Below are 23,006 nucleotides of genomic sequence, written 5' to 3' on the forward strand. Positions count from 1 at the left end.
AAAGGGCAGGGCATGATCGACCACATCTCCGTCGGCGTCAGCGATCTCGAGCGCGCCGCGAAATTCTACGAGGCAACGCTCGCCGCCCTCGGCCTTTCGCGCCTCGTCACGCGGCCGCGCACGGTCGGTTTCGGCAAGGCCTATCCGGAATTCTGGATCAATCTACGCGAGGCCATGCCGCTCGTAGCCCCCGAAAGCGGCGTTCACATCTGCCTGCGGGCGAAGACGACAAGCGAGGTCGATGCGTTTCACGCCGCAGCGCTGTCCACCGGCGGCGCCTCGGACGGTGCGCCCGGCATCCGTCCGCACGACCGCGTGCGCTACTACGCGGCCTTCGTCACCGACCCCGATGGTAACCGGATCGAGGCGGTGACGTTTCCAAGCGAGTAGGACGTCAGAGCTTGCGGGCCACTTCCGGCGCGAGCTTCTTCTCGGCCTCGTCGATCTGGGCCGCGGCCGCCTTCAGCTTCGGCAAGATGTCCTCGACCCGATCGGCCTTGAGGATGTCGACCGAAAGGCCGGCGCGGATGAACTCGGTCTGGCGCATGTGCGACAGCAGCGAGAACAGCGGCTCCCAGAAATTGTCGATGTTCGCCAGCAGCACCGGCTTGGCGTGGCGACCGAGCTGTTTCCAGGTCAGCTGCTCGACCAGCTCTTCCAGCGTGCCGACGCCGCCGGGCAACGCCACGAAGGCGTCGGAGCGTTCGAACATCAAGCGCTTGCGCTCGTGCATGTCAGGGGTGACGATCATCTCCTGCACGCGTGTCAGCGCGTTTTCGCGCATCCGCAGGAATTCCGGGATGATGCCGGTGACGGTGCCGCCGTGATCGAGCACGGAGGTCGCGACCGAGCCCATCAGGCCGAGCGAGCCGCCGCCATAGACGAGCCGAACGTTGTTCTCGGCGAGCGCCTTGCCGAACGCCTTGGCGCCTTCGGTGAAGCGGGGATTGGTTCCGGGGCCGGAGCCGCAATAGACACAGACGGTTTTAATAGTGCTCATTGGTGCCATGATGCATTGCAGCGAAGAGGCGTCAAGCCCAATCGGTGATTCGGATCACCCGGAAATCTACCGGTAAATGGCGGCAAACAATCGAAGATTCGCCATCTGGCGGGGTGCGCTGGCATCGGGAAGGCTCTATATGACGTGCGAAAATCGTTAATCGCAGCGACGCCCGCATCCGGCGGGCTTTCAGGCTTTTTGATGGACCAACCTCAATCGTTCGACGGCGCCGACGTTCCCGATCCTCCTCCCGGCGGCGCACCGGAGCGGGCGACACTGATGGGCACGCTGGCGCATCTGTGGCCCTATATCTGGCCGGGCGACCGCTTCGACCTGAAGATGCGCGTGGTGTGGTCGCTTGTGCTGCTGCTCGCTGCCAAGCTGATCACGCTGACGGTGCCGTTCAGCTTCAAATGGGCGACGGATGCGCTGACCGGCGCCAACACGGCGCCGGTGCAGGCGGACAATTGGCACCTCTGGGTGATCGCCTCGCCGCTGTTGCTGACCGTGAGCTACGGCGTGATGCGCATCTTGATGGCGCTGCTGACGCAATGGCGCGACGGCATCTTCGCGCGCGTCGCCATGCATGCGGTGCGCAAGCTCGCCACCATCACCTTCGTCCACATGCACGAGCTGTCATTGCGCTTCCACCTCGAGCGCAAGACCGGCGGTCTGACGCGCGTGCTCGAGCGCGGGCGTGAGGGCATCGAGGTCATCGTGCGCATGGTGATCCTGCAGCTGATCCCGACCATCGTCGAGGTCTCGCTGCTGATGGCCGTGCTGCTCTGGCAGTTCGACTGGCGTTACGTGGTCGCCACCCTGATCACGGTCACGCTCTACATGTACTACACCTACATCGCGACCGAGTGGCGGATCGGCATCCGCCGCCGGATGAACGATTCCGACACCGAGGCGAACACCAAGGCGATCGACTCGCTGCTCAACTACGAAACCGTGAAGTATTTCGGCGCCGAGGCCCGCGAGGCGCAGCGCTACGACAAGTCGGTCGCGCGCTACGAGGAGGCGAGCGTCCACACCTACACCTCGCTCGCGGTGCTCAACACCGGGCAGGCCGTGATCTTCACGCTGGGGCTGACCGCGACGATGCTGATGTGTGCGATCGGCGTGCGCAACGGCACCAACACGGTCGGCGATTTCGTGCTGGTCAACGCCATGATGATCCAGCTCTACCAGCCGCTCAACTTCATGGGCATGGTCTATCGCGAGATCAAGCAGGCGATCATCGACATCGAGAAGATGTTCGGCGTGATCGGCCGCGAGGCCGAGATCAAGGACGCGCCCGATGCAACGCCCCTCGTCATCTCCGCCGGCACCGTGCGTTTCGAGGATGTGCGCTTTGCCTATGAGCCGACCCGCCCGATCCTCAAGGGCATCAGCTTCGAGGTGCCGGCCGGCAAGACCGTTGCCATCGTCGGCCCGTCGGGCGCAGGCAAGTCGACCATCTCGCGGCTTCTGTTTCGCCTCTATGATGTCTCCGGCGGCAGGATCCTGGTCGACGGCCAGGACATCCGCTCGGTGACGCAGGATTCGCTTCGGGCCTCGATCGGCATGGTGCCTCAGGACACCGTGCTGTTCAACGACACCATCCGCTACAACATCCGCTACGGTCGCTGGGACGCCGATGACGCTGAAGTCGAAGAGGCGGCGCAGCTGGCGCAGATCGACCATTTCATCCGCATGGCGCCGATGGGCTACGAGACCCAGGTCGGCGAGCGCGGGCTCAAACTGTCCGGCGGCGAGAAGCAGCGCGTCGCGATCGCGCGCACCGTCCTGAAGGCGCCGCCGATCCTGGTGCTGGACGAGGCGACCTCGGCGCTCGATACCCATACCGAGCACGAGATCCAGGGCGCGCTCGACCGCGTGGCGAAGAACCGCACCTCGCTGGTGATCGCGCACCGGCTTTCGACCATCGTCGGGGCTGACGAGATCATCGTGCTGGATCAGGGCCGCATTGCCGAGCGGGGGACCCATGGCCAGTTGCTCGCGCATGGCGGTCTCTATGCCAGCATGTGGAACAGGCAGCGTGAGGCCGAGGCGGCACGCGAGAAGCTGGCCAAGATGGCCGATACCAGCGAGGCACCCAACCGGGAGCCGCCGCCGGTCGATGACGCCCTGACGGCGCCTGCGGCAGCGGAGTGACCTTGTCTCCGGTCCCAACTCTGGCCTAAACAGGCCCGCGCGACGACCCGTGCCATTAACCCCGAGCGGCAGATACCGATGTCCATTCTCGATTCGATCCAGCGTCAGATCCCGCCGATCCACAAGGAGGGCTATCCCTTCATCGGCGGCTTTGCGCTGGCAAGCCTCGTCCTGTTCTGGCTGTGGTCGCCTTTGGGGTGGATCGGCACGATCCTGACCGTGTGGTGCGCGCTGTTCTTCCGCGACCCCGTCCGCGTGACGCCGGTGCGCGAGGGGCTTGTGGTGTCGCCGGCCGACGGCCGCGTCTCGATGATCACCATGGCGCTGCCGCCGGCCGAGCTCGGGCTCGGCGACCGGCCGTTGCCGCGCATCTCGGTGTTCATGAGCGTGTTCAACTGCCACGTGAACCGCGCTCCCGTAGCGGGCAGGGTGGACCGCATCGCCTACCGGCCCGGCCTTTTCATCAATGCCGAGCTCGACAAGGCCAGCGAGGACAATGAGCGCAACTCGCTGGTCATCTCGACAGCGACGGCGCGGATCGGCGTGGTGCAGATCGCAGGGCTCGTCGCCAAGCGCATCGTCTGCTTCGTCAGGGAGGGCCAGGCGATCGGCGCCGGCGAGCGCTTCGGCCTGATCCGCTTCGGCTCCCGGCTCGATGTCTATCTGCCTGTGGGGAGCAAAGCGCTGGTCTCGGAAGGGCAGACCGCGATCGCCGGCGAGACGATTTTGGCCGACCTTTCCGGAGACGACCCCAGCCGCGCCTACCGCCCCAATTAACCAATAAGTCGGTCTGTGGGGGCCTTCCGCCGCAATGGCGGAGGGAGACGCGGCTTGCTATATCTCGCCTTGAGGTGAGGACCCGCGATGACGCCCTATGACTTCAAATACCCCGATACGCGCCGCCGGCGGTTCCGCCCGATTCCGGTGCGGATGCTGGTGCCCAACGTCATCACGCTGCTGGCGATCTGCGCCGGCCTGACCTCGATCCGGCTGTCGATCGAGGGGCGGATGTCGCTCGCGGTCTATGCCATCGTGTTCGCGGCCGCGCTCGACGGTATCGACGGGCGCATCGCGCGCATGATCAAGGGCCAGTCCAAGTTCGGCGCCGAGCTCGACAGCCTCGCCGATTTCGTCAATTTCGGCGTCGCGCCAGGGTTGATGCTGTATTTCTGGCAGCTGCACGAGCTCGGCAATGCCGGCTGGATCGCTGCCATGGTGTTCGCGATTTCCGGCGGCCTGCGCCTGGCGCGCTTCAATGCCACCATGGACGACCCGAACAAGCCGGCCTTCGCTGCCAATTTCTTCACCGGCGTGCCGGCGCCGGCCGGCGCGATCACCGTGCTGCTGCCGATCTATGTCGCGTTCCTCGATCTCGGCCGCTGGCCCGCAGGGTTGACCGCCGCCTACACACTGCTGATCGCCTTCCTGATGGTGTCGCGCCTGCCGGTGTTCTCCGGCAAGACCAAGCGCATGCGCGTGCCGCCGGAGCTGGTGCTGCCGGCGTTCGTCGCGGTGATCGTCTTCATCGCGCTGCTGATCGCCTATCCCTGGCACGTGCTATCGATTGGCACGGTGCTGTATCTTCTCGCTTTGCCGCTCGGCTACAAATCCTATCGCGACCAGGCCCGCGCGATGGACGCCACCGCGCCGTCGGGAGGCGAGGTCACGTCACCGCCGTCGGCGCCGACGCTGGCGAATTTGTCGGAGCCGCCCAACGACGACGACGACCGGCCCGGACGGCTGCACTGAGCGGCCACGCGCGGATATCTGCCATGAGGCCCCCCGAGTTGGGTTGAGGCCTGATCTCGGCTATATCGCCCTGTGCCGGCGGCATCGCGCCAACAGCGACCGCCAATCTGGGAGAGAACGCCGTGACTGATAAAGCGACCGGGCCGCTGCCCGCTTCCGTCCTCGAAGCGCTGGGCCGCTATGACACGCCGACGATCTGCAATGCCATGGAGATCGTGGCGCCCGAGCGCCGACTGATCGGCTACACCACCAAGCAACTGGTCTGCCCGTTTCCCGACCTGCCGCCGATCGTCGGCTATGCCCGCACGGTCGCGATCCGCTCGGTGCTGAAATCCTCGCTTCCGGCCGAAGAGCAGTCCAGGCGCCGCATCGAGTATTACGAATATGTCGGCACCGGCCATGGTCCGCGCATCTCGGTGATCCAGGACATCGACGGTCCCGACGTCGGCTACGGCGCGTTCTGGGGCGAAGTGCAGAGCAACGTGCACAAGGCGCTCGGTTGTCTCGGCGTCATCACCGACGGCTCGATCCGCGACATTCCGCAATGGGCACCGGGCTTCCAGGCGCTGGCCGGCTCGATCGGCCCGTCGCATGCCTGGGTGCATGCGGAAAGCTTTGGCGGCGAGGTTCGCGTTGCCGGCATGACCGTGAAGTCCGACGACCTGATCCACGCCGACCAGCACGGTGCGATCGTGATCCCGCTCGACATCGCCGCAAAGCTGCCGGAGGCCGCCGAGCTCTGCGGCCGCCGCGAGACGCCGATCCTGGAGATCGCCCGCAGTCCCGACTTCTCGCTCGAGAAGCTGAAGGCCGCGCTGAAGCGCTCGGCGGAGATTCACTGAGGGGTGATGGGGCGGCCTAAGGCTGCGACACCGGCCGTGGGCCCCCCCTGTTCCGTCAGAAACAGGGCGGCCTGATCCGGCTCGCCGAACACTGCAGCGGCGCACCCGATCAGGGTGAAGCCGCCTGCAAGGTCCCAGAGCGTGATGTCCTCCGCATTGTCCGGAAGGTGGATCAAGCGCGCTGCGATCACCGCGAAGGCGGCCTCGGCAAAGAGCACGAGGCTGAAGGCCGGTAGAACGAGTTCCGGCTCGAGCAGGTGGAGCGCCAACACCGCAGGCAGCGCGGTGAGAAGACTGAACAGCGTCAACATTGCAAAACGGCTCCCGCGATGGAGCATGCTGCAGGGCTAGAATAGCAGTCATCCCTGGTTCCGCCCCCGTGGCGCAGGGCCGCAGCCGGAGGACGCACGATGAAGATGAATGGCAAGACGATCCTGGTAACCGGCTCGACCGACGGCGTCGGCCGCTACGTCGCGCGCCGGCTGGCCGAAGACGGTGCAAGGGTCCTGATCCATGGCCGCGATGCGGCGCGTGCGAAGGTGTTGAGCGACGAGATCGCGAAAGCCGGCGGTGCCGCGCCGACCTTCTATCAGGCCGATCTGTCGTCGATGTCGGGTACGCGTGCGCTCGCCGAAGCGCTCATCCGCGATCACCAGCGTCTCGACGTCTTCGTCAGCAACGCCGGCATCGGTTCGCAGAACGACGGCCCGCAGCGGCAAGTTAGCGCCGACGGTCACGAGCTGCGGTTTGCCGTAAACTATCTCTCGGGTTTCTTGCTGGCCCATCTGTTGCTGCCGCTGCTGAAGTCCGCGGCGCCGTCGCGGATCGTCAACGTCGCCTCCCTCGGCCAGCATCCGATCGATTTCGATGACGTCATGATCACGCAGGGCTACAGCGGTTCGCGTGCCTATGCACAGAGCAAGCTCTCCCAGATCATGTTCACCATCGACCTCGCGGACGAACTGAAGGGCGCGGGCATCACCGTGAATGCGCTGCATCCGGCGACCTACATGAACACCACGATGGTGCGCGCCGGCGGCGTCACGCCGATCTCGACGGTGGAGCAGGGCGGCGCGGCGATCCTGCGCCTCGTCGAGGGTGACGATGTCGCAGGCAAGAGCGGGCTGTTCTTCAACGGCATGAACGAGGCGCGTGCCAATCCGCAGGCCTACGATGCAGCTGCCCGCAAGCGCCTGCGCGAACTGAGCCTGAAGCTGACGGGCCTGGCACGCTAGCGCGCCGCAATCATGGTTAGCAAAGTGTTGAAATTCGTGTCGGCCATCGGCAAAGCCGGCCTCATCCCGATGCGCTACGCCGGTCTGGCGCGCCGGCTCAACTTAACCTTTACGCGGCTTTAAGGGCGGCACTCTAGGGTTTCCGATGCGGTTCGGGGTTGGGCCGCGCCAGCGGCCAGGACGGCCGTTGTTGCGTACGCGTTGGAGTATCCCATGGATATCATGACGAGCGTCGGGCTCATTGCGGGCATCATCGTCATCACGATGATGATCTTCATGGGCGGCGACCTTCACATGTTCATCTCCGAACATGCCATGATCATCATCTTCGGCGGCTCGATCTCCGCCACCATGATCCGCTTTCCGCTCTCGGCGCTCCTGCACGGCCTTCCGCTCGGCGCCAAGTTCGCCTTCACCATGAGCCGCCTGTCGGCGCACGACCTCGTCGACGAGCTCGCCCGCATCGCCGAGATCGCCCGCAAGCAGGGCCCGGTGGGTCTGGAAAAGGTCGAGACCGACGAGCCCTTCCTCGCCAAGGGCATCCGCTACGTCGCCGACGGCTACGACCTCGACTTCATCCGCGACAATCTCGAGCGCGACCGCGACAACTTCCTCATGCACCTCGACGAGGGCAGCAAGATCTACCGCGCCATCGGCGACTGCGCTCCGGCCTTCGGCATGATCGGCACCCTGATCGGCATGGTGCAGATGTTCGCCAACATGACCGACCCTTCCAAGCTCGGCCCGTTCATGGCGACCGCGCTGCTCGCCACGCTTTACGGCGCGCTGGTCGCGAACCTGTTCTGTCTGCCGATCGCCGACAAGCTGCACGGCAAGCTGCTGGACGAGGAGACCAACCGCACGCTGATCATCGACGGCATCCTGATGATCCGCGACTCCAAGAGCCCGACCCTGGTGCGCGAAATGCTGCTGGCCTACCTGCCGGAGAAGCATCGCCACGCCGAGGGCGAGCCGGTGCCGGCGTAAGTCCGCCCGCCGGGATTTGAGACATGGCCAAGAAGAAACGCGGCGATGCCCATGGAGGCGGTCACGGCTGGTTCGTGACCTTCGCCGACCTCATGGGCCTGATGATGAGCTTCTTCGTGATGCTCGTGGCGTTCTCGACGCAGGACGCCAACAAGCTGAAGATCGTCGCGGGATCGATGCGCGACGCCTTCGGCGTGCAGAGCGAAGCGCGCTATGCCGGCATCGTCGAGTCCGACGGTTTGCCGACCCGCCCGCGGCTGAAGAACGTCGACCATATCCAGCCCGAGGATGCCTCCAACACGCCGACGCCGGACCAGGAGGATCGCGACCGCACGTCGGGCGCGAAGATCAAGGTCGACCGCAATTTCGCGCTCGCCGCAGCCTCGCTGCGCCAGGCGTTGCAGGACATGCCGGAGCTGACCGAGATGTCCAAGCATATCATGTTCGAGGAGACCAAGCAGGGTCTCAATCTGGAGATTGTCGACCAGGACGGCCGTTCGATGTTCGCCGACGGCTCCAAGGTGCCCTATGATCGCACCCGCCGTCTGGTCGAGAAGCTCGCGATCCCGCTCAAGGCCACGCCGCTGCGCGTCTCCATCGCCGGCCACACTGCGGCCGGCTTCGTGCCGACCCGCAGCGACTACGGCGCCTTCGATCTGTCGGCCGACCGCGCCAATGCCGTGCGCCAGATCCTCGAACGCGAGGGCCTGCCGCCGTCGCACATCTTCGCTGTCTCCGGCAAGGCGGACACCCAGCCGCTGTTTCCGGACGATCCTTCGCTCGCGGCCAACCGGCGGGTGACCATCACCCTGATGCGCGAAGATCCGCCGCTGCCGCCGAATCTGAAGCCCTAACCCCCTTGCGCTACCATCTTACCTGAGGCATGTCGTCGCGCTGGCGATGAGCGTGGCTGCGGCGTCACAGCATCCAGCTCGGCGCCTGCTATGGTGGTGCGCCGATTGACAGGCGCGCCGGAAGCGTCAAAAGGCGCCGGATCAATTCCAGGGAAGAAGCGTTTTCCACCCTCATGACGGCGAGCATCACACAGGCCGAGACCCAGGACGGGCCGGTCACTTCAGGCTTTTGGTCCCTTACGCTCGGGAGCATCGGCGTCGTCTTCGGCGATATCGGCACTTCGCCGCTCTACGCATTCCACGAGGCTGTCAGGGGCGCCGCCCATGGCGAGCCAGTCTCGCGGGTCATGGTTCTCGGCGTGCTCTCCCTGATCCTGTGGGCGCTGCTGATCGTCGTCACCGCCAAATACGTGCTGCTGCTGCTGCGGGCCGACAACAACGGGGAGGGCGGCACGCTCTCGCTGATGGCGCTCGGGCAGCGCGCGCTCGGGCGGCGGAGCTGGTTCCTGCTCGCCCTCGGTGTGGTCGGCGCCTCCATGTTCATCGGCGATTCCATGATCACGCCGGCGATCTCAGTGCTATCGGCGGTCGAAGGCCTGAAGCTCGCAACCCCCGCGTTCGAGCATTACGTCGTGCCGCTCACGGTCCTTATTCTGGCGTTGCTGTTCGCGGTCCAGAGCAAGGGGACCGCGCTGGTCGCCTCGGCCTTCGGGCCGGTGATGGTGATCTGGTTCACCGTCATCGCCGTGATGGGAGCCGTCCACATCGCCGACGATCCGTCCGTGCTGGCGGCGATCAATCCCTATTACGCCGTGCAGTTCGTGCTGTCGCACGGCACGATTGGTCTTGTGACCCTCGGCGCAGTGTTCCTGGCGGTGACCGGGGGCGAGGCGCTCTATGCCGATCTCGGCCATTTCGGCCGCAAGCCGATCCAGTCGGCCTGGATGTTCTTCGTGCTGCCCGCGCTCTTGATCAACTATTTCGGGCAGGGCGCGCTGGTGCTGTCCGATCCCAGCGCGATCGAGCACTCGTTCTATCGCATGGTGCCCGAGAGCCTGGTGCTGCCGCTGGTCGGGCTTGCGACCGCCGCGACGGTGATCGCGAGCCAGGCGGTGATCACCGGCGCCTATTCGCTGGTCTATCAGGCGGTACAGCTCGGTCTCTTGCCGCGCTTCGAGGTCCGCTACACCTCCGAGACTCACGCCGGCCAGATCTACCTGCCGCGGGTGAACCGGCTGCTGCTGATCGGCGTGATGCTGCTGGTGCTGCTGTTCCACACTCCCAGCAATCTGGCCTCGGCCTACGGCATCGCAGTCTCCACCACCATGGTCGCCGACGGCATCATGGGCTTCATCGTGATCTGGAAATTGTGGAATTGGCGCGCTGCCACGGCTGCGGCCGTGATCATGCCCTTCGTCATCGTCGATCTGAGCTTCTTCAGCGCCAATCTCTTGAAGCTGCTTGAGGGCGCCTGGGTGCCGCTGCTGTTCGGCGTGGCCATGGCGGGAACGATCTGGACCTGGCGGAAGGGCTCCGGAATCCTGATCCAGAAGACGCGCCGGATCGAGGTGCCGCTGGACGATCTGATCCGCAGCCTGGAGAAGCGGCCCCCGCACATCGTCAAGGGCACCGCGGTGTTCCTGACCAGCGATCCCTCCTTTGTGCCGACCGCGCTGCTGCACAATCTCAAGCACAACAAGGTGCTGCACGAGCACAACGTGATCCTGACCATCGAGACCGCGCATACGCCCCGGGTCGATCTGGCGGAGCGTTTCCGTATGGAGAAGATCAGCGACAAGTTCTCGAAAGTCCGCCTGCGCTTCGGCTACATGGAGCAGCCGAACGTGCCCAAGGCACTTGCGATCGCGCGCAAGCAGGGCTGGCAGTTCGACATCATGTCGACGTCATTCTTCGTGTCCCGGAGGTCGCTGAAGGCGTCGGCGCAGTCGGGCATGCCGCTCTGGCAGGACCATTTGTTCATCGCGCTGAGCCGGTCCGCCAACGACGCCACCGATTACTTCCAGATCCCCACGGGACGGGTGGTTGAAGTCGGAACCCAAGTCACCATCTAGAACGCAACTGCCTTAGTCATGCAAATTTGCATGTCTAAGCCCCGGAATCGGGCTAGGCTATGCCGGTAGCGCAGGACTATAAGCCGCGCGCTCTTCCGCCGTTGTGCAGTGAAGCATTTTAGAGGCCACTGGGCTCTCCCATGACAAGCGATGTAGTGATTTCCGCCCCGGAAACGGCGGCGGCCAATGGCCATGGCGAGGCCCACACCACCGCCCGTTTCGGTGCGCTGACCCTCGGCAGCATCGGCGTCGTCTACGGCGACATCGGCACCAGCCCGCTCTACGCGTTCCGCGAGGCGGTGACGGCGGCCTCGGGCACCGAAGGGCTCGCGACGCCCGCGGCCGTGCTGGGCGTGCTCTCGCTGATCCTGTGGGCGCTCATCGTCGTGGTGACGCTCAAATATGTCGTGATCCTGCTCCGCGCCGACAACAACGGCGAGGGCGGCACGCTGGCGCTGATGGCGCTGGCCCAGCGCGCGGTCGGCACGGGCGGCACCACCATCGTCCTGCTCGGCATCATTTCCGGCGCCCTGTTCTACGGCGACGCCGTGATCACGCCGGCGCAATCGGTGCTGTCGGCCGTCGAAGGCATGAAGGACATCACGCTCACATTCGAGCCTTACATTGTTCCGCTGACTTTGGTGATCCTTGTCTGCCTGTTCGCCGTGCAATCGCGCGGCACGGCGAGCGTCGCGGCGTTCTTCGGTCCGGTCATGTGCGTCTGGTTCGCGGCGATCGCGATCGCCGCAGTCGGTCCGATCATGCGGCAGCCGCAGGTGCTGCTGGCGCTGAACCCGCTCTACGCCGTGTCGTTCATGATCCACCACGGCATCATCGGCTTCGTGACGCTGGGCGCGGTGTTCCTGGCGGTGACCGGCGCCGAGGCGCTCTATGCCGACCTCGGCCATTTCGGCAAGCGGCCGATCCAGACCGCCTGGCTGTTCGTCGTGCTGCCGTCGCTGGCGCTGAACTATCTGGGGCAGGGGGCACTCGTCCTGGATGATCCCGGCGCGATCGTGAGCCCGTTCTTCCAGTTGTTTCCGCAAGGCTGGATCCGGGGCGCAATGGTCCTGCTTGCTATCATGGCCACCGTGATCGCGAGCCAGGCGGTCATTACCGGCGCCTATTCGCTGACGCGCCAGGCGATCCAGCTCGGGCTGCTGCCGCGCTTTGAAATTCGCCATACATCCGAAGCCCATTCCGGCCAGATCTTCATCCCGCGCATCAACCAGCTGCTGCTGGTCGCCGTTATACTGATGGTGCTCTTGTTCCGTTCCTCCAGTGCGCTGGCGTCCGCATATGGCATCGCCGTCACGGGGACCATGGTGGTGACGGCGATGATGGGCTTCGTCGTGATCTGGAAGGTCTGGCGATGGTCGCCGTTCACCGCGGCCGCTCTGATTGCGCCGTTCCTGTTCCTCGACCTGACCTTCCTCGCCGCCAATTTGCTGAAGGTATTCGAGGGCGGATGGGTGCCGCTCGCGCTCGGCACGCTCATGATCATCCTGATGTACACGTGGCGGCGCGGCAGCCGGCTCTTGTTCGAGAAGTCGCGCAAGCTCGAATTCCCGCTGGCCGACCTCGTCGCGATGCTGGAGAAGCGGCCGCCGCAGCGGGTGCCGGGAACCGCCGTGTTCCTGACCTCCGACCCGCTCAGCGCGCCGACGGCGCTGATGCATAGTCTGAAGCACTACAAGGTGCTCCATGAGAAGAACGTCATTCTCACCATCGAAACCGCGCAGACCCCCCGCATCGATCCGGCCGAGCGGGTCAAGCTGGAGCAGATCTCGCCGACCTTCTCCAAGGTGACGCTGAAGTTCGGCTTCATGGAATCGCCCAACGTGCCGAAGGCGCTCGCCATCGCCCGCAAGCTGGGCTGGCAGTTCGACATCATGTCGACCTCGTTCTTCCTGTCGCGCCGGGCGCTGAAACCGGCCGCCCATTCCGGCATGCCGCGCTGGCAGGACCGGCTGTTCATCTCGCTCAGCCGCTCCGCCAACGACGCCACCGACTATTTCCAGATCCCCTCAGGCCGCGTGGTCGAGGTCGGAACGCAGGTGACGATCTAGGCGGCCGAACCAACGCCGCACTTCAAGTCGCTGCGATTTAGCTTTAACTTGCGCCGCGCGGCTCAAGCCTTTGTAGCGCTTGATTTTCGTGAGCCGAGAGGCGAGGTTGCCGCCGGCCGGGATAGGTCCGGCTGGCACGCGCGACGTTGGAGGATGATGTGGCAAACCAGGTGCAGGATCTGACCCCGGACGAGGTCTCCAAGGGTGTCGCGGAGGGCCGCTATCTCCTCGTCGACGTGCGCGAGCCGAACGAGGTCGAAGCCGAGGCCTATCCCTACGGCGTCGTGGTGCCGCTCTCGACCTTCGATCCCAAGGCGATCCCCGATCCCCAGGGCAAGGACGTCGTATTCGCTTGCCGCTCGGGCAAACGCTCGGTAACGGCCTCGCTCGCGGCGCAGGCGGCGGGCCTGCCTTACGACAAGCATCTGGCCGGCGGCATGCTTGGCTGGAAGGCGGCGGGGCTTCCCAGCAAGGTCGGTGGCTGACCTCGCGATGACGTCCAAGAGCTCCTCGCTGAACAAGGTCTTCGCCGACCTTCCCGTCACCATCTTTGAGGCGATGTCGCAGGCCGCGCGCGACAATGCTGCCATCAATCTCGGCCAGGGCTTTCCCGACGATCCGGGCCCGGAGGACATCCGCCGCGCCGCGGCCGAGGCCTCGCTGAACGGCTACAACCAGTACCCCTCGATGATGGGCCTGCCGGAGCTGCGCCAGGCGATCGCGACCCATTACGGCCATTGGCACGGGCTCAAGCTCGATCCGATGAGCGAGGTGATGGTCACCTCCGGCGGCACCGAGGCGCTGACCTCGGCCATCCTCGCGGTGGTCCAGCCCGGCGACGAGGTGGTCTGCTTCCAGCCGGTCTACGATTCCTATCTGCCGATCATCCGCCAGGCCGGTGGCATTCCGCGCCTCGTACGGGCTCGAGCCGCCGCACTGGCGGCTGAATGAGGACATGCTGAAAAGCGTCTTCAATTCAAAGACCAAGGCGGTGCTGTTCAACAACCCCTTGAATCCTAGCGCGGTGGTTTTTCCGCGCGAGGATCTCGAGCTGCTCGCACGCTACTGTCAGGAGTTCGACGTCATCGCGATCTGCGACGAGGTCTGGGAGCACGTCACCTTCGACGAGCACAAGCACATCCCGCTGATCACCATTCCCGGCATGCGCGAGCGCACCATCAAGGTCGGCTCGGCCGGCAAGATCTTCTCGCTGACGGGCTGGAAGATCGGCTTCGTCTGCGCCGCGCCGCCGCTGCTGCGCGTCGCCGCCAAGGTGCATCAGTTCTTGACCTTCACCACGGCGCCGAACCTGCAGGCCGCCGTCGCCTACGGCCTCGGCAAGCCGGACGAATATTTCCTGTCGATGCGGAAAGACCTGACGCGGAGCAGGGACCGCCTGACCAAGGGGCTGGAAAGCCTCGGCTTCCCCGTGCTGAAGTCGCAAGGCACCTACTTCCTCACCGTGGACCTGTCGCCGCTCGGGCTCAACGAGAGCGACACCGAATTCTGCTGGCGGATCGTCAAGGACTACAAGGTGGCGGCGATCCCGGTCTCGGCCTTCTACGAGCAGGACCCCGTGACCTCAGTGGTGCGCTTCTGCTTTGCCAAGAAGGACGAGACGCTCGACACCGCGCTGGAGCGGCTGTCGGACGCGGTGCGTGGACGCAAGAGGTAGAGATGACCAATGTCGGCCGCTCCGGGCTTTGCCGTGCTTTTGCAATCGCCGCCGCGCTGACGTTGCTTTCCGCCCCCGTTAGGGCCGAGGAGCGGGTCGTCAATTTCTACAACTGGTCCAACTATATGGCGCCGGATGTCCTCGAGGCCTTCACCAAGGAGACCGGCATCAAGGTCGTCTACGACACCTTCGATGCCAACGAGACGCTGGAGACGCGCCTGATGGCCGGCAAGTCCGGCTACGACGTCGTGGTGCCCACGGCCTATTTCCTGCAGCGCCAGATCAAGGCCAACATCTTCCAGAAGCTCGACAAGTCGAAGCTGCCGAACCTGGAAAATGCCTGGCCGATGGTGACCAAGAACCTTGCGACCTACGATCCCGGCAACAACTACGCCGCCAACTACATGTGGGGCACGACGGGCATCGGCTACAACGTCGCCAAGGTGAAGCAGATCCTGGGGCCGGATGCCAAGATCGACAGCTGGGACATCGTCTTCAAGCCGGAGAACCTCGCCAAGTTCAAAGACTGCGGCGTGCACATGCTCGATTCCGCCGACGACATCTTTCCGGCGGCGCTGAATTATCTCGGGCTCGATCCGAACTCGACCAAGCAGGCCGATCTCGAGAAGGCCGCCGATGTCGTCGCAAAAGTCCGCCCCTCCGTGCGCAAATTCCACTCCTCCGAATACTTAAGCGCGCTCGCGACCGGCGAGATCTGCTTCGTGGTCGGCTGGTCCGGCGACATCATGCAGGCCCGCGCGCGTGCTGCCGAGGCGAAGAGTGGCATCGAGATCGGCTACGCCATTCCGAAGGAGGGCGCACAGATGTTCTTCGACAATCTCGCGATCCCCGCGGATGCGAAGAACGTGAGGGAAGCCTACGAGCTGATCAACTATCTCTATCGGCCCGATGTCGCCGCCAAGAACTCGGACTTCCTGTCCTACGCGAGCGGCAACCTCGCCAGCCAGAAGCTGGTCGATCCGAAGATTTTGAACGACAAGAACATCTATCCGGACGAGGCGACGCTCGCAAAACTGTTCGTCATCACGGCGCGCGAGCCGGCGACCCAGCGCATCATCAACCGGCTCTGGACCAAGGTGAAGACGGGGCGGTGAGGGGCATTCGTCGCTCCGCTCTTCGCAATGACGGCGTAACTACCGCCACCTGCGATGCAGCCAGAGCCACTGCTCGGGATGCTCGCGCACCCAGCCTTCCACCACGCTGGTGATTGCCTGGGTCGTGCCCTGGATGTCGATCTTGCCGTCGGCGTCGCGCACCGGCTTGACCTCTTCGGTGAGCTCGCCTCGAAAGCGGCCATCGGGCAGGCGGATGATGCGGACGCCGTGGATCGGGCATTCGACCTGGCGCAAGAGGCGGGCCAGCATCGGGTTGGCGCGGGTCTTGCGGCCGAAGAAGGTGACCTCGACGCCGGCGGTCAGATACTGGTCGATCAGCATGGCGACATGCTTGCCGTCCTTGAGCGCCTGCGCGAGCCGCAGCGGCGCGTCGCGGCCCGCCGGGATCAGCGTGCCCATGTTGACCTGGCGCATCTCCTGGATGATGCGGTCGGCGGAGGCGATGTTCGGCCGGCGATAGAGGATCGCGGTATCCAGCTCATGCGCGACGGCAGCGAGCGCCGGCAGCTCCCAATTGGCGAGATGCGCGGCAAAGATCAGCGCCGGCTTGCCGTCGTCGCGAATCTGGTCGAACAGCTCGATGCTGCGCGGCGACAATTCGATCCGGCTTTTTTCCGGATGGTCGCGATCGTAATCCCAGACATGGTCGATATGGGCGAATTCGGCACCGACGCGGCCGAGATTGTCCCAGACGCCCATCAGGATGGCTTCGATCTCTTCGGCCGACTTCTCTGGAAACGCCGCGGTGAGGTTGGCGCGGCCGATGCGGTGCTCGCGCAGGCGCGGGCCGATCAGCTTCACCACGCGCGCGAAAAAGTCCGAGGTCTTGGCCGGATCGAAATAGCGCGTGGTGCGCAGCATGCCCACGGTGGCGGCGCCGATCAGGCTGCCGCCGATCGATTTTGCAGCCTCCCGCGCGCGGGCCTTCGTCCTCGCAGGAAGCAGCGCCATGCGTCCGGTCAGGCCGGTTCGCGGGTCAGGATCAGCGAGGCGTTCTGGCCGCCGAAGCCGAACGAGTTCGACATCACCGCGGTGACGCGGGCGTCGCGCGCCTTGTTGCCGACGACGTTGAACAGGATCGTGGGATCCGGCGTCTCGTAGTTGATCGTCGGCGGGATGCGCTGATGCTCGAGCGTCAGCAGCGAGAAGATCGCCTCCACCGCGCCGGCCGCCGAGATGGTGTGGCCGACCATCGACTTGTTGGAGGTCACCGGAATCTTCTGCGCGAGCTCGCCGAACACGGCCGATGTCGTGTTGAACTCCATCTTGTCGTTCTCGGGCGTCGCGGTGCCGTGCGCGTTGATGTGGTCGATCTGGTCCGGCGTCATGCCGGCATCGGCCAACGTCTTGTTCATGCAGCCGATGATCGGCTTGCCGTCGGGCGAAGAGCGGGTGCGATGGAAGGAATCGGTGAGCTCGCCGCAGCCGGCGATCACGCCGAGAATCTTTGCGCCGCGCGCGGTGGCGGCCTCAAAGCTTTCCAGCACGAGCGCGCCGGCGCCTTCGGCCATGACGAAGCCGTCGCGGTTCTTGGAGAAGGGGCGGGAGGCCGCCTGCGGCGGATCGTTCTGGGTCGACAGCGCCGAAAGCAGCGAGAAGCGTACCAGGGCTTCCGGATTCACGGTGCCGTCGGTCGCGACGCACAGCGCAGCGTCGGTCTCGCCGCGGCGGATCGCCTCGACGCCGAGCTGGATCGAGGTGGCTCCGGACGCGCAGGCCGTCGACAGCGAGATCGGCGAGCCCTTGGTGCCGAAGGTCTCGGCGAGATGTGCGGCTACCGAGCCGAACATGAAGCGGTGATGATAGGCGCTGTACTTGCCGCCGCCGGAGATACGCAAGAGATCGTCATAGTTGAAGTCGAGCGCGCCGACGGCGCGGCCGAGCTCGCGGCGCTGCGGCCATTCGACCTCGACCGGCGCAACCGCGAGGAAGAGGGGCCCCGGGAAATCGGCCTTGGCGCCGATGCCGGCCTGCTCGAGCGCTTCCTCCGTCACGAGCTCAGCCATCCGCTCGGACAGGCCGGTGGAGGAGAACGGATCGACGCTGACGAAATCGACAGTGCCGGCCATCGTGGTCTTCAGGCCGTCGACCGGAAAGCGCGTGATGGTGCGGATGCCGGATTCGCCGGCAACGAGCTTGGCCCAATTGTCGGCCTTGCCGGCACCGAGCGAGGTCATGATGCCCATGCCGGTGACGACGACGACGGGGCGCCCGAGTTTATCGCGTGGTGCAGTCATGTCGATTCCCCCGGGTGAGCTAGCTAACTGCCTCGACCAGCGCCATGCCTTCGCCGCGCCAGTGTCCGGCTCCCACCACCACAATCTGGGTGGGCGCTCCCTGCATTTCAATCTCGGTGCCGGTGGAATCGTTCGGCGGGAACAGCGCACCGCGCGAGATCGACAGCGCGGCGAGCGCGATGCCGAGCGGGAATTGCGTCTCCATGGTGTGGCCGAACATCGTGCCGGTCGAACGCACCGGGAAGTCGGCATGGCCTTTCAGGAAGTCGCGCTCCTCCGAGGTCGCCGGCTCCGCACCGGTCGCGCCTGAGATGATCGCGCCTTTGCCTTCGCGCCTGGGCAGCTTGGCCCACAGCTGCTCCAGCGTCGCGGCCATGTCGCCGGGCTGCTTGCGCCGGGCGAGGTCGGCGACCACGCTCGACAGTCTTGCGAACGGCTTTGCGCCGCGCGCTTGCGCGTGCGCTTTCGACTCCAGCACCAGGAAGGCGCCGGCAGATCCCAGCGCGAAGCCAGCGTGGTCCTTGCGCGCCCAGACCGGAGCGAACTTGTCCTTGAGGTTGAAATCGCCGAATTCGTAGAGGACGAGCAAATCCTTGCGCTCGCCGTTATGCGAGCCGCCGACCAGCGCGATGTCGCTCTCGCCCGAGGCGATGCGTGCAAGCGCGATGCGGGCGGCATCGGCGCCGGCGACCTCTTCGCCCATGAAAGTGCGCGAGGTGCCGCCAAGTCCGTGCACGATGGCGATGTTTCCCGCGAGCAGGTTGGAGAGCTGCGCCAGGAACAGCGTCGGCCTGAGATCGCTCATCAGCCGTTCGTTGAGGAAGCCGGGCGCGTTCGCCCCCTTGGCCTCGGCCGTCAAGACGCCGGTGTCGACGTTGAGATCGCGCTCGCCGCCGCCTGCGGCCACCACCATGTCGATCTTCGACAGGATGTCCTTGTTGCCCTTGATCCCGGCGGAATCGAGCGCAAGGCCGGCGGCATAGGTGCCGATGCGCTGCCAGGCTTCCATCTGGCGCTGGTCGCCCTTCTTCGGGATCTGGCTGTCGAAGCTAACAGGCGTCAAGGGATGCACGACGTAGGGCGCAAAGCCCTTCTCGTCGACATTGATGCGCTTCTCGGCAAGCGCGGCCCAGTTGGCGTCCAGGCCCTCGCCGAGCGAGGTCGCGAGTCCAATGCCGGTGATCCAGACTTCGGTCTGGCCGGGCTTCGAAGCAGTGTCAGTCATGGCGATACGGCCTGTTGCGGAAAGCCGACGCGCTCGGCGACTTTCGTCATGTAGCCGCGCATATCCGCATTGGGGAAGGGGATCAGCGTGAAGGTCAGCGCCGAATTCGCGCGCAGCTTGCCGCCGACCCTGATCTTGGCTTCGGTCATGGCATAGCCGGAGCCTTCATGGACGAGGCTCGCCTCGATGCTCATGAGATCGCCTGGGAAGACCGAGCCGCGGACCTTGGCCTCCTTCACGGCGGCAAGGATCGGCATGCGCTCGAACTTGAACACGCCGAGTTGAAGCCAGCCCGAAGCCTGCGCCATCGATTCGATCAGGAGCACGCCGGGCATCAAGGGGTAACCCGGGAAGTGCCCCTCGAAGATGGTGCTCTCCTGCGGGACCTGCGCTTCGACGACGATCGTCTTCTCGTCGACCTTGAGGTCGACGATGCGATCAATCATGTGGAAGTATTCGAGTTGCATGACCGCGCGCTTAGGCGCTCGCGCCCTTGGCCGCAACCAGTTCGTCGATGCGGGCGCACAGATTCTTCAGCACGAAATACTGCTCGGTGGTCGCCTTGCCGTCGTTGACCTCCTGGGTCCACTTTTCCAGCGGGAGCTTGATGCCGAACTGCTTGTCGATCGCAAACGCGATATCAAGGAAATCGAGGCTGTCGATGCCGAGATCGTCAATGGCATGACTATCCGGCGTGATCGTGTCGCGCGGGATGTCGCAGGTTTCAGCGATGATCGTGGCGACCTGATCGAATGTGGAAGACATCACTAAGCCTTTGATATATTGCGGATATTTGTCAGATTATCCAGAGTGGCACGGTGGGTGGGCATCGCGCCCCTGATGACGCCCTCAAACCCCCCTCTGGCCGGGTCGAAAGCCCGTATATCGGAGCGCCGCCCTGAGTTCAATGGAGCCGGGCAGGCGGCGAGAGAGGGCTGGGGATGCCCCGCTGGAGTCCCTTGCCCGCCGGGGCCGGGGCGAGGCGGGCCTAGATATGTGGCGTCGTGATCTTGACGCAGTCGCGACGGCCCATCAGCACGCAATCCTGGGTCCGGCGCAGATCGGCGATGCTGACCGCGAGCCAAATTCCGATTGCGGTCAGCGCGATGGTAAAGGCCAGCGCCGCGATGTTGGCGAGCATGCGATGGCGGAAATCGTCCGGCTCGGCGCGGGGCTTCTCGTAGCGCGACAGGTCGAGTGGTTCGGGGGCGACTCGCAACGGCTGCACGGTGCCGCTACCGCGGTGGACCGTCGGGGAAGGCGAGGTGCGCGGCCTGAACTGGAGCACCCGGTGCTCGTCGTCAGAGCTTATGGGCCGCTGGGTAGTCATGGGGCGGGGATCACTCCGAAGCAGCGATTTTAGATAGCACACGGGATGAACGTGTTGCAGAAAATCTTCGCAATGCCAGCGTGCATTTGTGCGCTCGCACTATTTGTGCATGGACGGTGGGAAGCAACCGCGGAACCAGCCGTCGTGTCGGCGGCAGAGATGCAGGGGTTGCGCTGCAACACAGAGGTAGCAAGCCAAGGACTTCACGCCTTCGTTCCCCTCTACATCGGCTTGTGATCTCCGCGTCCTTCCGAACACGTTTTGCCGCCGCAAGGCCCATGTCATAGTCGGGGGAACCTGAACCGTCAGCTGCATCCATGCGAGGGGCCTTCGACCATGACCACGACCAACGCGCGTGAGCCGAGAGTGCACCCGGTCCCGATCCTGTCGCTCCGGCCGACGCAGATGACGGTCGGCATGCGCGAGGTCAAGGAGAAGCGCAAGCGCTGGCGCGAGCATGACAAGAAGAAGCAGGCCGATCTTCTCGGCAAGCACATGATCCCCGTCGTCTACGGCCCCGACGCGCGGTACTATGTGATCGACCATCATCATCTCGGCCGCGCACTGCACGACGAAGGCGTCAAGGAGGTGCTGGTGACCATCGTCGGCGACCTCCGCATGGTCGAGCGCGAGGCTTTCTGGGGCGTGATGGACAACAAGCGTTGGGTCTATCCTTACGACGCCAAGGGCGAACGGCGACAGTTCCGCGACCTGCCGAAATCGGTTGTCGATCTCAAGGACGATCCGTTCCGCAGCCTTGCCGGCGAATTGCGCCGCCTGGGCGGCTTCGCCAAGGACACCACGCCGTTCTCCGAATTCCTCTGGGCCGATTTCCTGCGCCGAAAAGTCTCGCGCAAGGCGGTGGAGGCTGATTTCGACAAGGCGATCGAGAAGGCGATGTCGGCGGCCAAGAGCAAGGATGCGATTTACCTGCCCGGCTGGTGCGGTCCGGAGGACGATGATTAGGCGCAGCGGGAATCGCGTGCTGTGATGCCTCAGCAGGGCGTTTTCATCTTCACGATGATGGCGGCAATCGCGCCGCTCATTGCCCTTCTCCGTCGGGATGGGCGGGCGCTGGGCTGGAGCTTGCTGGCCGTCGTTCTGGTGTGCTGGCTGGCCAGCTATCCATACTTGGTGCCAGTTGCGATCCTGCTCATCATTGCGTCGTTCGGATTGGCGTGCGGCGGATTGAGCTTGCGCCTGCCGGCCGTCTCAGCGGAGACGTCTCTCTGGATACGGACCATAGCGCTCTATTCGCTGTTCTTCGCCATTACCGGATATGCGCTGAATCTATTCCTCAGCTACAACTGGGCGCCTCCAAGAATCCTGGCGGAGCCGCTTGCCTCGCCTCTGAATGACCGTGATGGTCCAATGACGGCGACCCTGAATGCGCAGTTCCCGGAAGGGACCGACGAGGCAGTGTTGAGAGCATCCTTGCTGAAAGATGGTTTTTCGGACGTCGCGCGGCCGCGCCCGTTGTGCAGGTTGCCGGAGATACGGCCGGGATCGATGCGCCGCTACGGATCATGCCCTGCGGGTTCACGGGAGATGACTTACGAGTACCGCGGGCCGGTCAATTTCGTCTGCGGATCTACGCACGTCTCGGTGAAGTGGTCGGCCAATCCAGATGGAAAGATCGTGGGGCTCCAGGCGACCGGATATACCCCGTGCCTCTGAACGGAATAGGCGCCTGCGCTCCCGTCAGTCGCGCTGGAAGATCCTGGCGCCGGGATAGGCGCGGCGGGCGTAAGTGACCACGAGCGCGCGGTCCTGGGTGTCCAGGAAGGGCGTTCGGATCTGGTACGACCCGACGATGAGGTGCCACAGGCCATTGAGCTTCTGGATCACGATATTCATTTGAATAGTCCTTGATGACTCCCATTCCAGCGAATGCTGCTGGTCGCCGCAGTGCTCAGGATCGTGTCCGCGGATGTAGAATTCCCAACACGGCCGCGCTCCTCTGCAAAATACGTCGACCATTGTTAGTTGGTTACGGAATGCGTCCAGATAAGCCGGATCCCATCACAGGCGCTTGAGTGAAATCAATTTCCGCGCCCATGAAACCGTCCTGAAACAGAGCCGTCCCATCTCTATGGGGTAGACGAGCTCACACAGGAGGCGAACATGCGCCGTCTGGCTTTCGCAATTGCTTTGCTCGCGGTCGCTTCGGTCGGGATTTCGGCATCGTTTGCCGCAGTTCACCACGCCAAGTCGTTGACGTTCGCGGAGCGCTTTGCTCCGGCGCTCGAGTTGATGGCGAAGCGCTAGCGGCTGATCACTCCGACGTGGACATCAGGTCGCACCCGTCGACCGGCCAGGTGCGGCGATGGCCGAGTGAGGCTTGACCTGCCGCAAGTCTGCGTCGCTGTGACCGGTTAGAGTCTGCCTGCATGGTTGCAGAAGCAGCGTTGTGCCCCGACGTCGCGGGCCCGGGC

Annotated in this window: 24 protein-coding genes and 1 pseudogene; 16 read left to right on the forward strand and 9 right to left on the reverse strand. The window is 64.6% G+C overall.

The annotated features are described in order from the left end of the window. The first annotated feature begins 12 nt into the window (after nucleotides 1–12). On the forward strand, nucleotides 13–390 hold the full coding sequence (locus tag GGD61_RS26700; protein WP_092252431.1) for a VOC family protein: 378 nt from the start codon (nucleotides 13–15) through the stop codon (nucleotides 388–390). A 4-nt stretch (nucleotides 391–394) separates the two neighbouring features. Here GGD61_RS26700 and GGD61_RS26705 read toward each other — a convergent pair whose 3' ends face one another. Then, nucleotides 395–1,000: a TIGR00730 family Rossman fold protein gene (locus GGD61_RS26705; protein ID WP_026202462.1), complete on the reverse strand. Its 606-nt coding sequence runs from the start codon at nucleotides 998–1,000 to the stop codon at nucleotides 395–397. A 201-nt stretch (nucleotides 1,001–1,201) separates the two neighbouring features. Between GGD61_RS26705 and GGD61_RS26710 the strand changes: the two genes are divergently transcribed. The 4 genes from GGD61_RS26710 (at nucleotide 1,202) to GGD61_RS26725 (ending at nucleotide 5,751) form a co-directional block, all read left to right on the forward strand. Beyond that, the gene (locus GGD61_RS26710; protein WP_092252433.1) at nucleotides 1,202–3,160 is read left to right on the forward strand and encodes an ABC transporter ATP-binding protein/permease; all 1,959 of its coding nucleotides are present in this window, start codon (nucleotides 1,202–1,204) and stop codon (nucleotides 3,158–3,160) included. Nucleotides 3,161–3,214: 54 nt separating this feature from the next. Beyond that, nucleotides 3,215–3,937, forward strand: coding sequence for a phosphatidylserine decarboxylase (locus tag GGD61_RS26715; RefSeq protein ID WP_312012744.1), 723 nt, complete (start codon nucleotides 3,215–3,217; stop codon nucleotides 3,935–3,937). Nucleotides 3,938–4,024: 87 nt separating this feature from the next. Then, the gene (locus GGD61_RS26720; RefSeq protein ID WP_018320936.1) at nucleotides 4,025–4,909 is read left to right on the forward strand and encodes a phosphatidylcholine/phosphatidylserine synthase; all 885 of its coding nucleotides are present in this window, start codon (nucleotides 4,025–4,027) and stop codon (nucleotides 4,907–4,909) included. Nucleotides 4,910–5,031: 122 nt separating this feature from the next. Continuing rightward, nucleotides 5,032–5,751, forward strand: a complete 720-nt coding sequence (locus GGD61_RS26725) for an RraA family protein (RefSeq protein ID WP_028145264.1) — start codon at nucleotides 5,032–5,034, stop codon at nucleotides 5,749–5,751. Here GGD61_RS26725 and GGD61_RS26730 read toward each other — a convergent pair. Beyond that, nucleotides 5,745–6,062, reverse strand: coding sequence for a hypothetical protein (locus GGD61_RS26730; protein WP_183231570.1), 318 nt, complete (start codon nucleotides 6,060–6,062; stop codon nucleotides 5,745–5,747). The two genes, GGD61_RS26725 and GGD61_RS26730, sit on opposite strands and share 7 nt — an antisense overlap. A 99-nt stretch (nucleotides 6,063–6,161) precedes the next feature. Between GGD61_RS26730 and GGD61_RS26735 the strand changes: the two genes are divergently transcribed. The 8 genes and pseudogenes from GGD61_RS26735 (at nucleotide 6,162) to GGD61_RS26770 (ending at nucleotide 15,758) form a co-directional block, all read left to right on the forward strand. Next, nucleotides 6,162–6,986: an SDR family NAD(P)-dependent oxidoreductase gene (locus tag GGD61_RS26735; RefSeq protein ID WP_092252437.1), complete on the forward strand. Its 825-nt coding sequence runs from the start codon at nucleotides 6,162–6,164 to the stop codon at nucleotides 6,984–6,986. Between the two features lie 213 nt (nucleotides 6,987–7,199). Further along, entirely contained in the window at nucleotides 7,200–7,973 is a 774-nt protein-coding gene (locus GGD61_RS26740; protein ID WP_018320941.1) for a motility protein A, read from the forward strand. A 23-nt stretch (nucleotides 7,974–7,996) separates the two neighbouring features. After that, entirely contained in the window at nucleotides 7,997–8,827 is an 831-nt protein-coding gene (locus tag GGD61_RS26745; RefSeq protein ID WP_018320942.1) for a flagellar motor protein MotB, read from the forward strand. A gap of 173 nt (nucleotides 8,828–9,000) precedes the next feature. Beyond that, on the forward strand, nucleotides 9,001–10,899 hold the full coding sequence (locus tag GGD61_RS26750; RefSeq protein WP_018320943.1) for a potassium transporter Kup: 1,899 nt from the start codon (nucleotides 9,001–9,003) through the stop codon (nucleotides 10,897–10,899). Nucleotides 10,900–11,039: 140 nt separating this feature from the next. After that, nucleotides 11,040–12,968, forward strand: a complete 1,929-nt coding sequence (locus GGD61_RS26755; RefSeq protein ID WP_183231571.1) for a potassium transporter Kup — start codon at nucleotides 11,040–11,042, stop codon at nucleotides 12,966–12,968. Nucleotides 12,969–13,126: 158 nt separating this feature from the next. Beyond that, nucleotides 13,127–13,453, forward strand: a complete 327-nt coding sequence (locus tag GGD61_RS26760) for a rhodanese-like domain-containing protein (RefSeq protein WP_026202463.1) — start codon at nucleotides 13,127–13,129, stop codon at nucleotides 13,451–13,453. A gap of 7 nt (nucleotides 13,454–13,460) precedes the next feature. Beyond that, nucleotides 13,461–14,643 (forward strand): annotated as a pseudogene (locus GGD61_RS26765) (aminotransferase). A gap of 2 nt (nucleotides 14,644–14,645) precedes the next feature. Further along, nucleotides 14,646–15,758 (forward strand): polyamine ABC transporter substrate-binding protein, encoded by a 1,113-nt coding sequence (locus GGD61_RS26770; RefSeq protein ID WP_183231572.1) that lies wholly within the window; start codon nucleotides 14,646–14,648, stop codon nucleotides 15,756–15,758. Nucleotides 15,759–15,797: 39 nt separating this feature from the next. Here GGD61_RS26770 and GGD61_RS26775 read toward each other — a convergent pair whose 3' ends face one another. The 6 genes from GGD61_RS26775 to GGD61_RS26800 all read right to left on the reverse strand — a co-directional run bounded on the left by GGD61_RS26775 (nucleotide 15,798) and on the right by GGD61_RS26800 (nucleotide 20,571). Next, complete coding sequence (locus GGD61_RS26775; protein WP_092252445.1) at nucleotides 15,798–16,730, reverse strand: lipid A biosynthesis lauroyl acyltransferase; 933 nt, start codon at nucleotides 16,728–16,730, stop codon at nucleotides 15,798–15,800. 8 nt (nucleotides 16,731–16,738) lie between these two features. After that, nucleotides 16,739–18,016, reverse strand: coding sequence for a beta-ketoacyl-ACP synthase (locus tag GGD61_RS26780; protein ID WP_018320949.1), 1,278 nt, complete (start codon nucleotides 18,014–18,016; stop codon nucleotides 16,739–16,741). 19 nt (nucleotides 18,017–18,035) lie between these two features. Then, nucleotides 18,036–19,241, reverse strand: coding sequence for a beta-ketoacyl-ACP synthase (locus GGD61_RS26785; RefSeq protein ID WP_018320950.1), 1,206 nt, complete (start codon nucleotides 19,239–19,241; stop codon nucleotides 18,036–18,038). Next, entirely contained in the window at nucleotides 19,238–19,708 is a 471-nt protein-coding gene (locus tag GGD61_RS26790) for a 3-hydroxyacyl-ACP dehydratase FabZ family protein (protein WP_018320951.1), read from the reverse strand. The genes GGD61_RS26785 and GGD61_RS26790 overlap by 4 nt, the downstream gene beginning before the upstream one ends. A gap of 10 nt (nucleotides 19,709–19,718) precedes the next feature. After that, entirely contained in the window at nucleotides 19,719–20,006 is a 288-nt protein-coding gene (locus GGD61_RS26795) for an acyl carrier protein (RefSeq protein WP_007592476.1), read from the reverse strand. Nucleotides 20,007–20,229: 223 nt separating this feature from the next. Further along, nucleotides 20,230–20,571: a hypothetical protein gene (locus tag GGD61_RS26800; protein ID WP_018320952.1), complete on the reverse strand. Its 342-nt coding sequence runs from the start codon at nucleotides 20,569–20,571 to the stop codon at nucleotides 20,230–20,232. Nucleotides 20,572–20,907: 336 nt separating this feature from the next. On the opposite strand from GGD61_RS26800, the gene GGD61_RS26805 reads away from it, so the two are divergent. Both GGD61_RS26805 and GGD61_RS26810 read left to right on the forward strand, forming a co-directional pair. Continuing rightward, nucleotides 20,908–21,537 (forward strand): ParB-like protein, encoded by a 630-nt coding sequence (locus tag GGD61_RS26805; RefSeq protein WP_183231573.1) that lies wholly within the window; start codon nucleotides 20,908–20,910, stop codon nucleotides 21,535–21,537. A gap of 24 nt (nucleotides 21,538–21,561) precedes the next feature. Further along, nucleotides 21,562–22,248 (forward strand): hypothetical protein, encoded by a 687-nt coding sequence (locus tag GGD61_RS26810; RefSeq protein WP_092252453.1) that lies wholly within the window; start codon nucleotides 21,562–21,564, stop codon nucleotides 22,246–22,248. A 24-nt stretch (nucleotides 22,249–22,272) separates the two neighbouring features. On the opposite strand, the gene GGD61_RS26815 is transcribed toward GGD61_RS26810, so the two are convergent. Then, nucleotides 22,273–22,428 carry a hypothetical protein gene (locus GGD61_RS26815; RefSeq protein WP_177236918.1) on the reverse strand — a complete coding sequence of 52 codons (156 nt, stop codon included), beginning with the start codon at nucleotides 22,426–22,428 and terminating at the stop codon, nucleotides 22,273–22,275. A gap of 267 nt (nucleotides 22,429–22,695) precedes the next feature. Between GGD61_RS26815 and GGD61_RS26820 the strand changes: the two genes are divergently transcribed. Continuing rightward, nucleotides 22,696–22,839 (forward strand): hypothetical protein, encoded by a 144-nt coding sequence (locus tag GGD61_RS26820; protein WP_177236919.1) that lies wholly within the window; start codon nucleotides 22,696–22,698, stop codon nucleotides 22,837–22,839. Nucleotides 22,840–23,006: the final 167 nt, after the last annotated feature.

Source organism: Bradyrhizobium sp. SBR1B, from assembly GCF_014198205.1.
Taxonomy (GTDB): Bacteria; Pseudomonadota; Alphaproteobacteria; order Rhizobiales; family Xanthobacteraceae; genus Bradyrhizobium.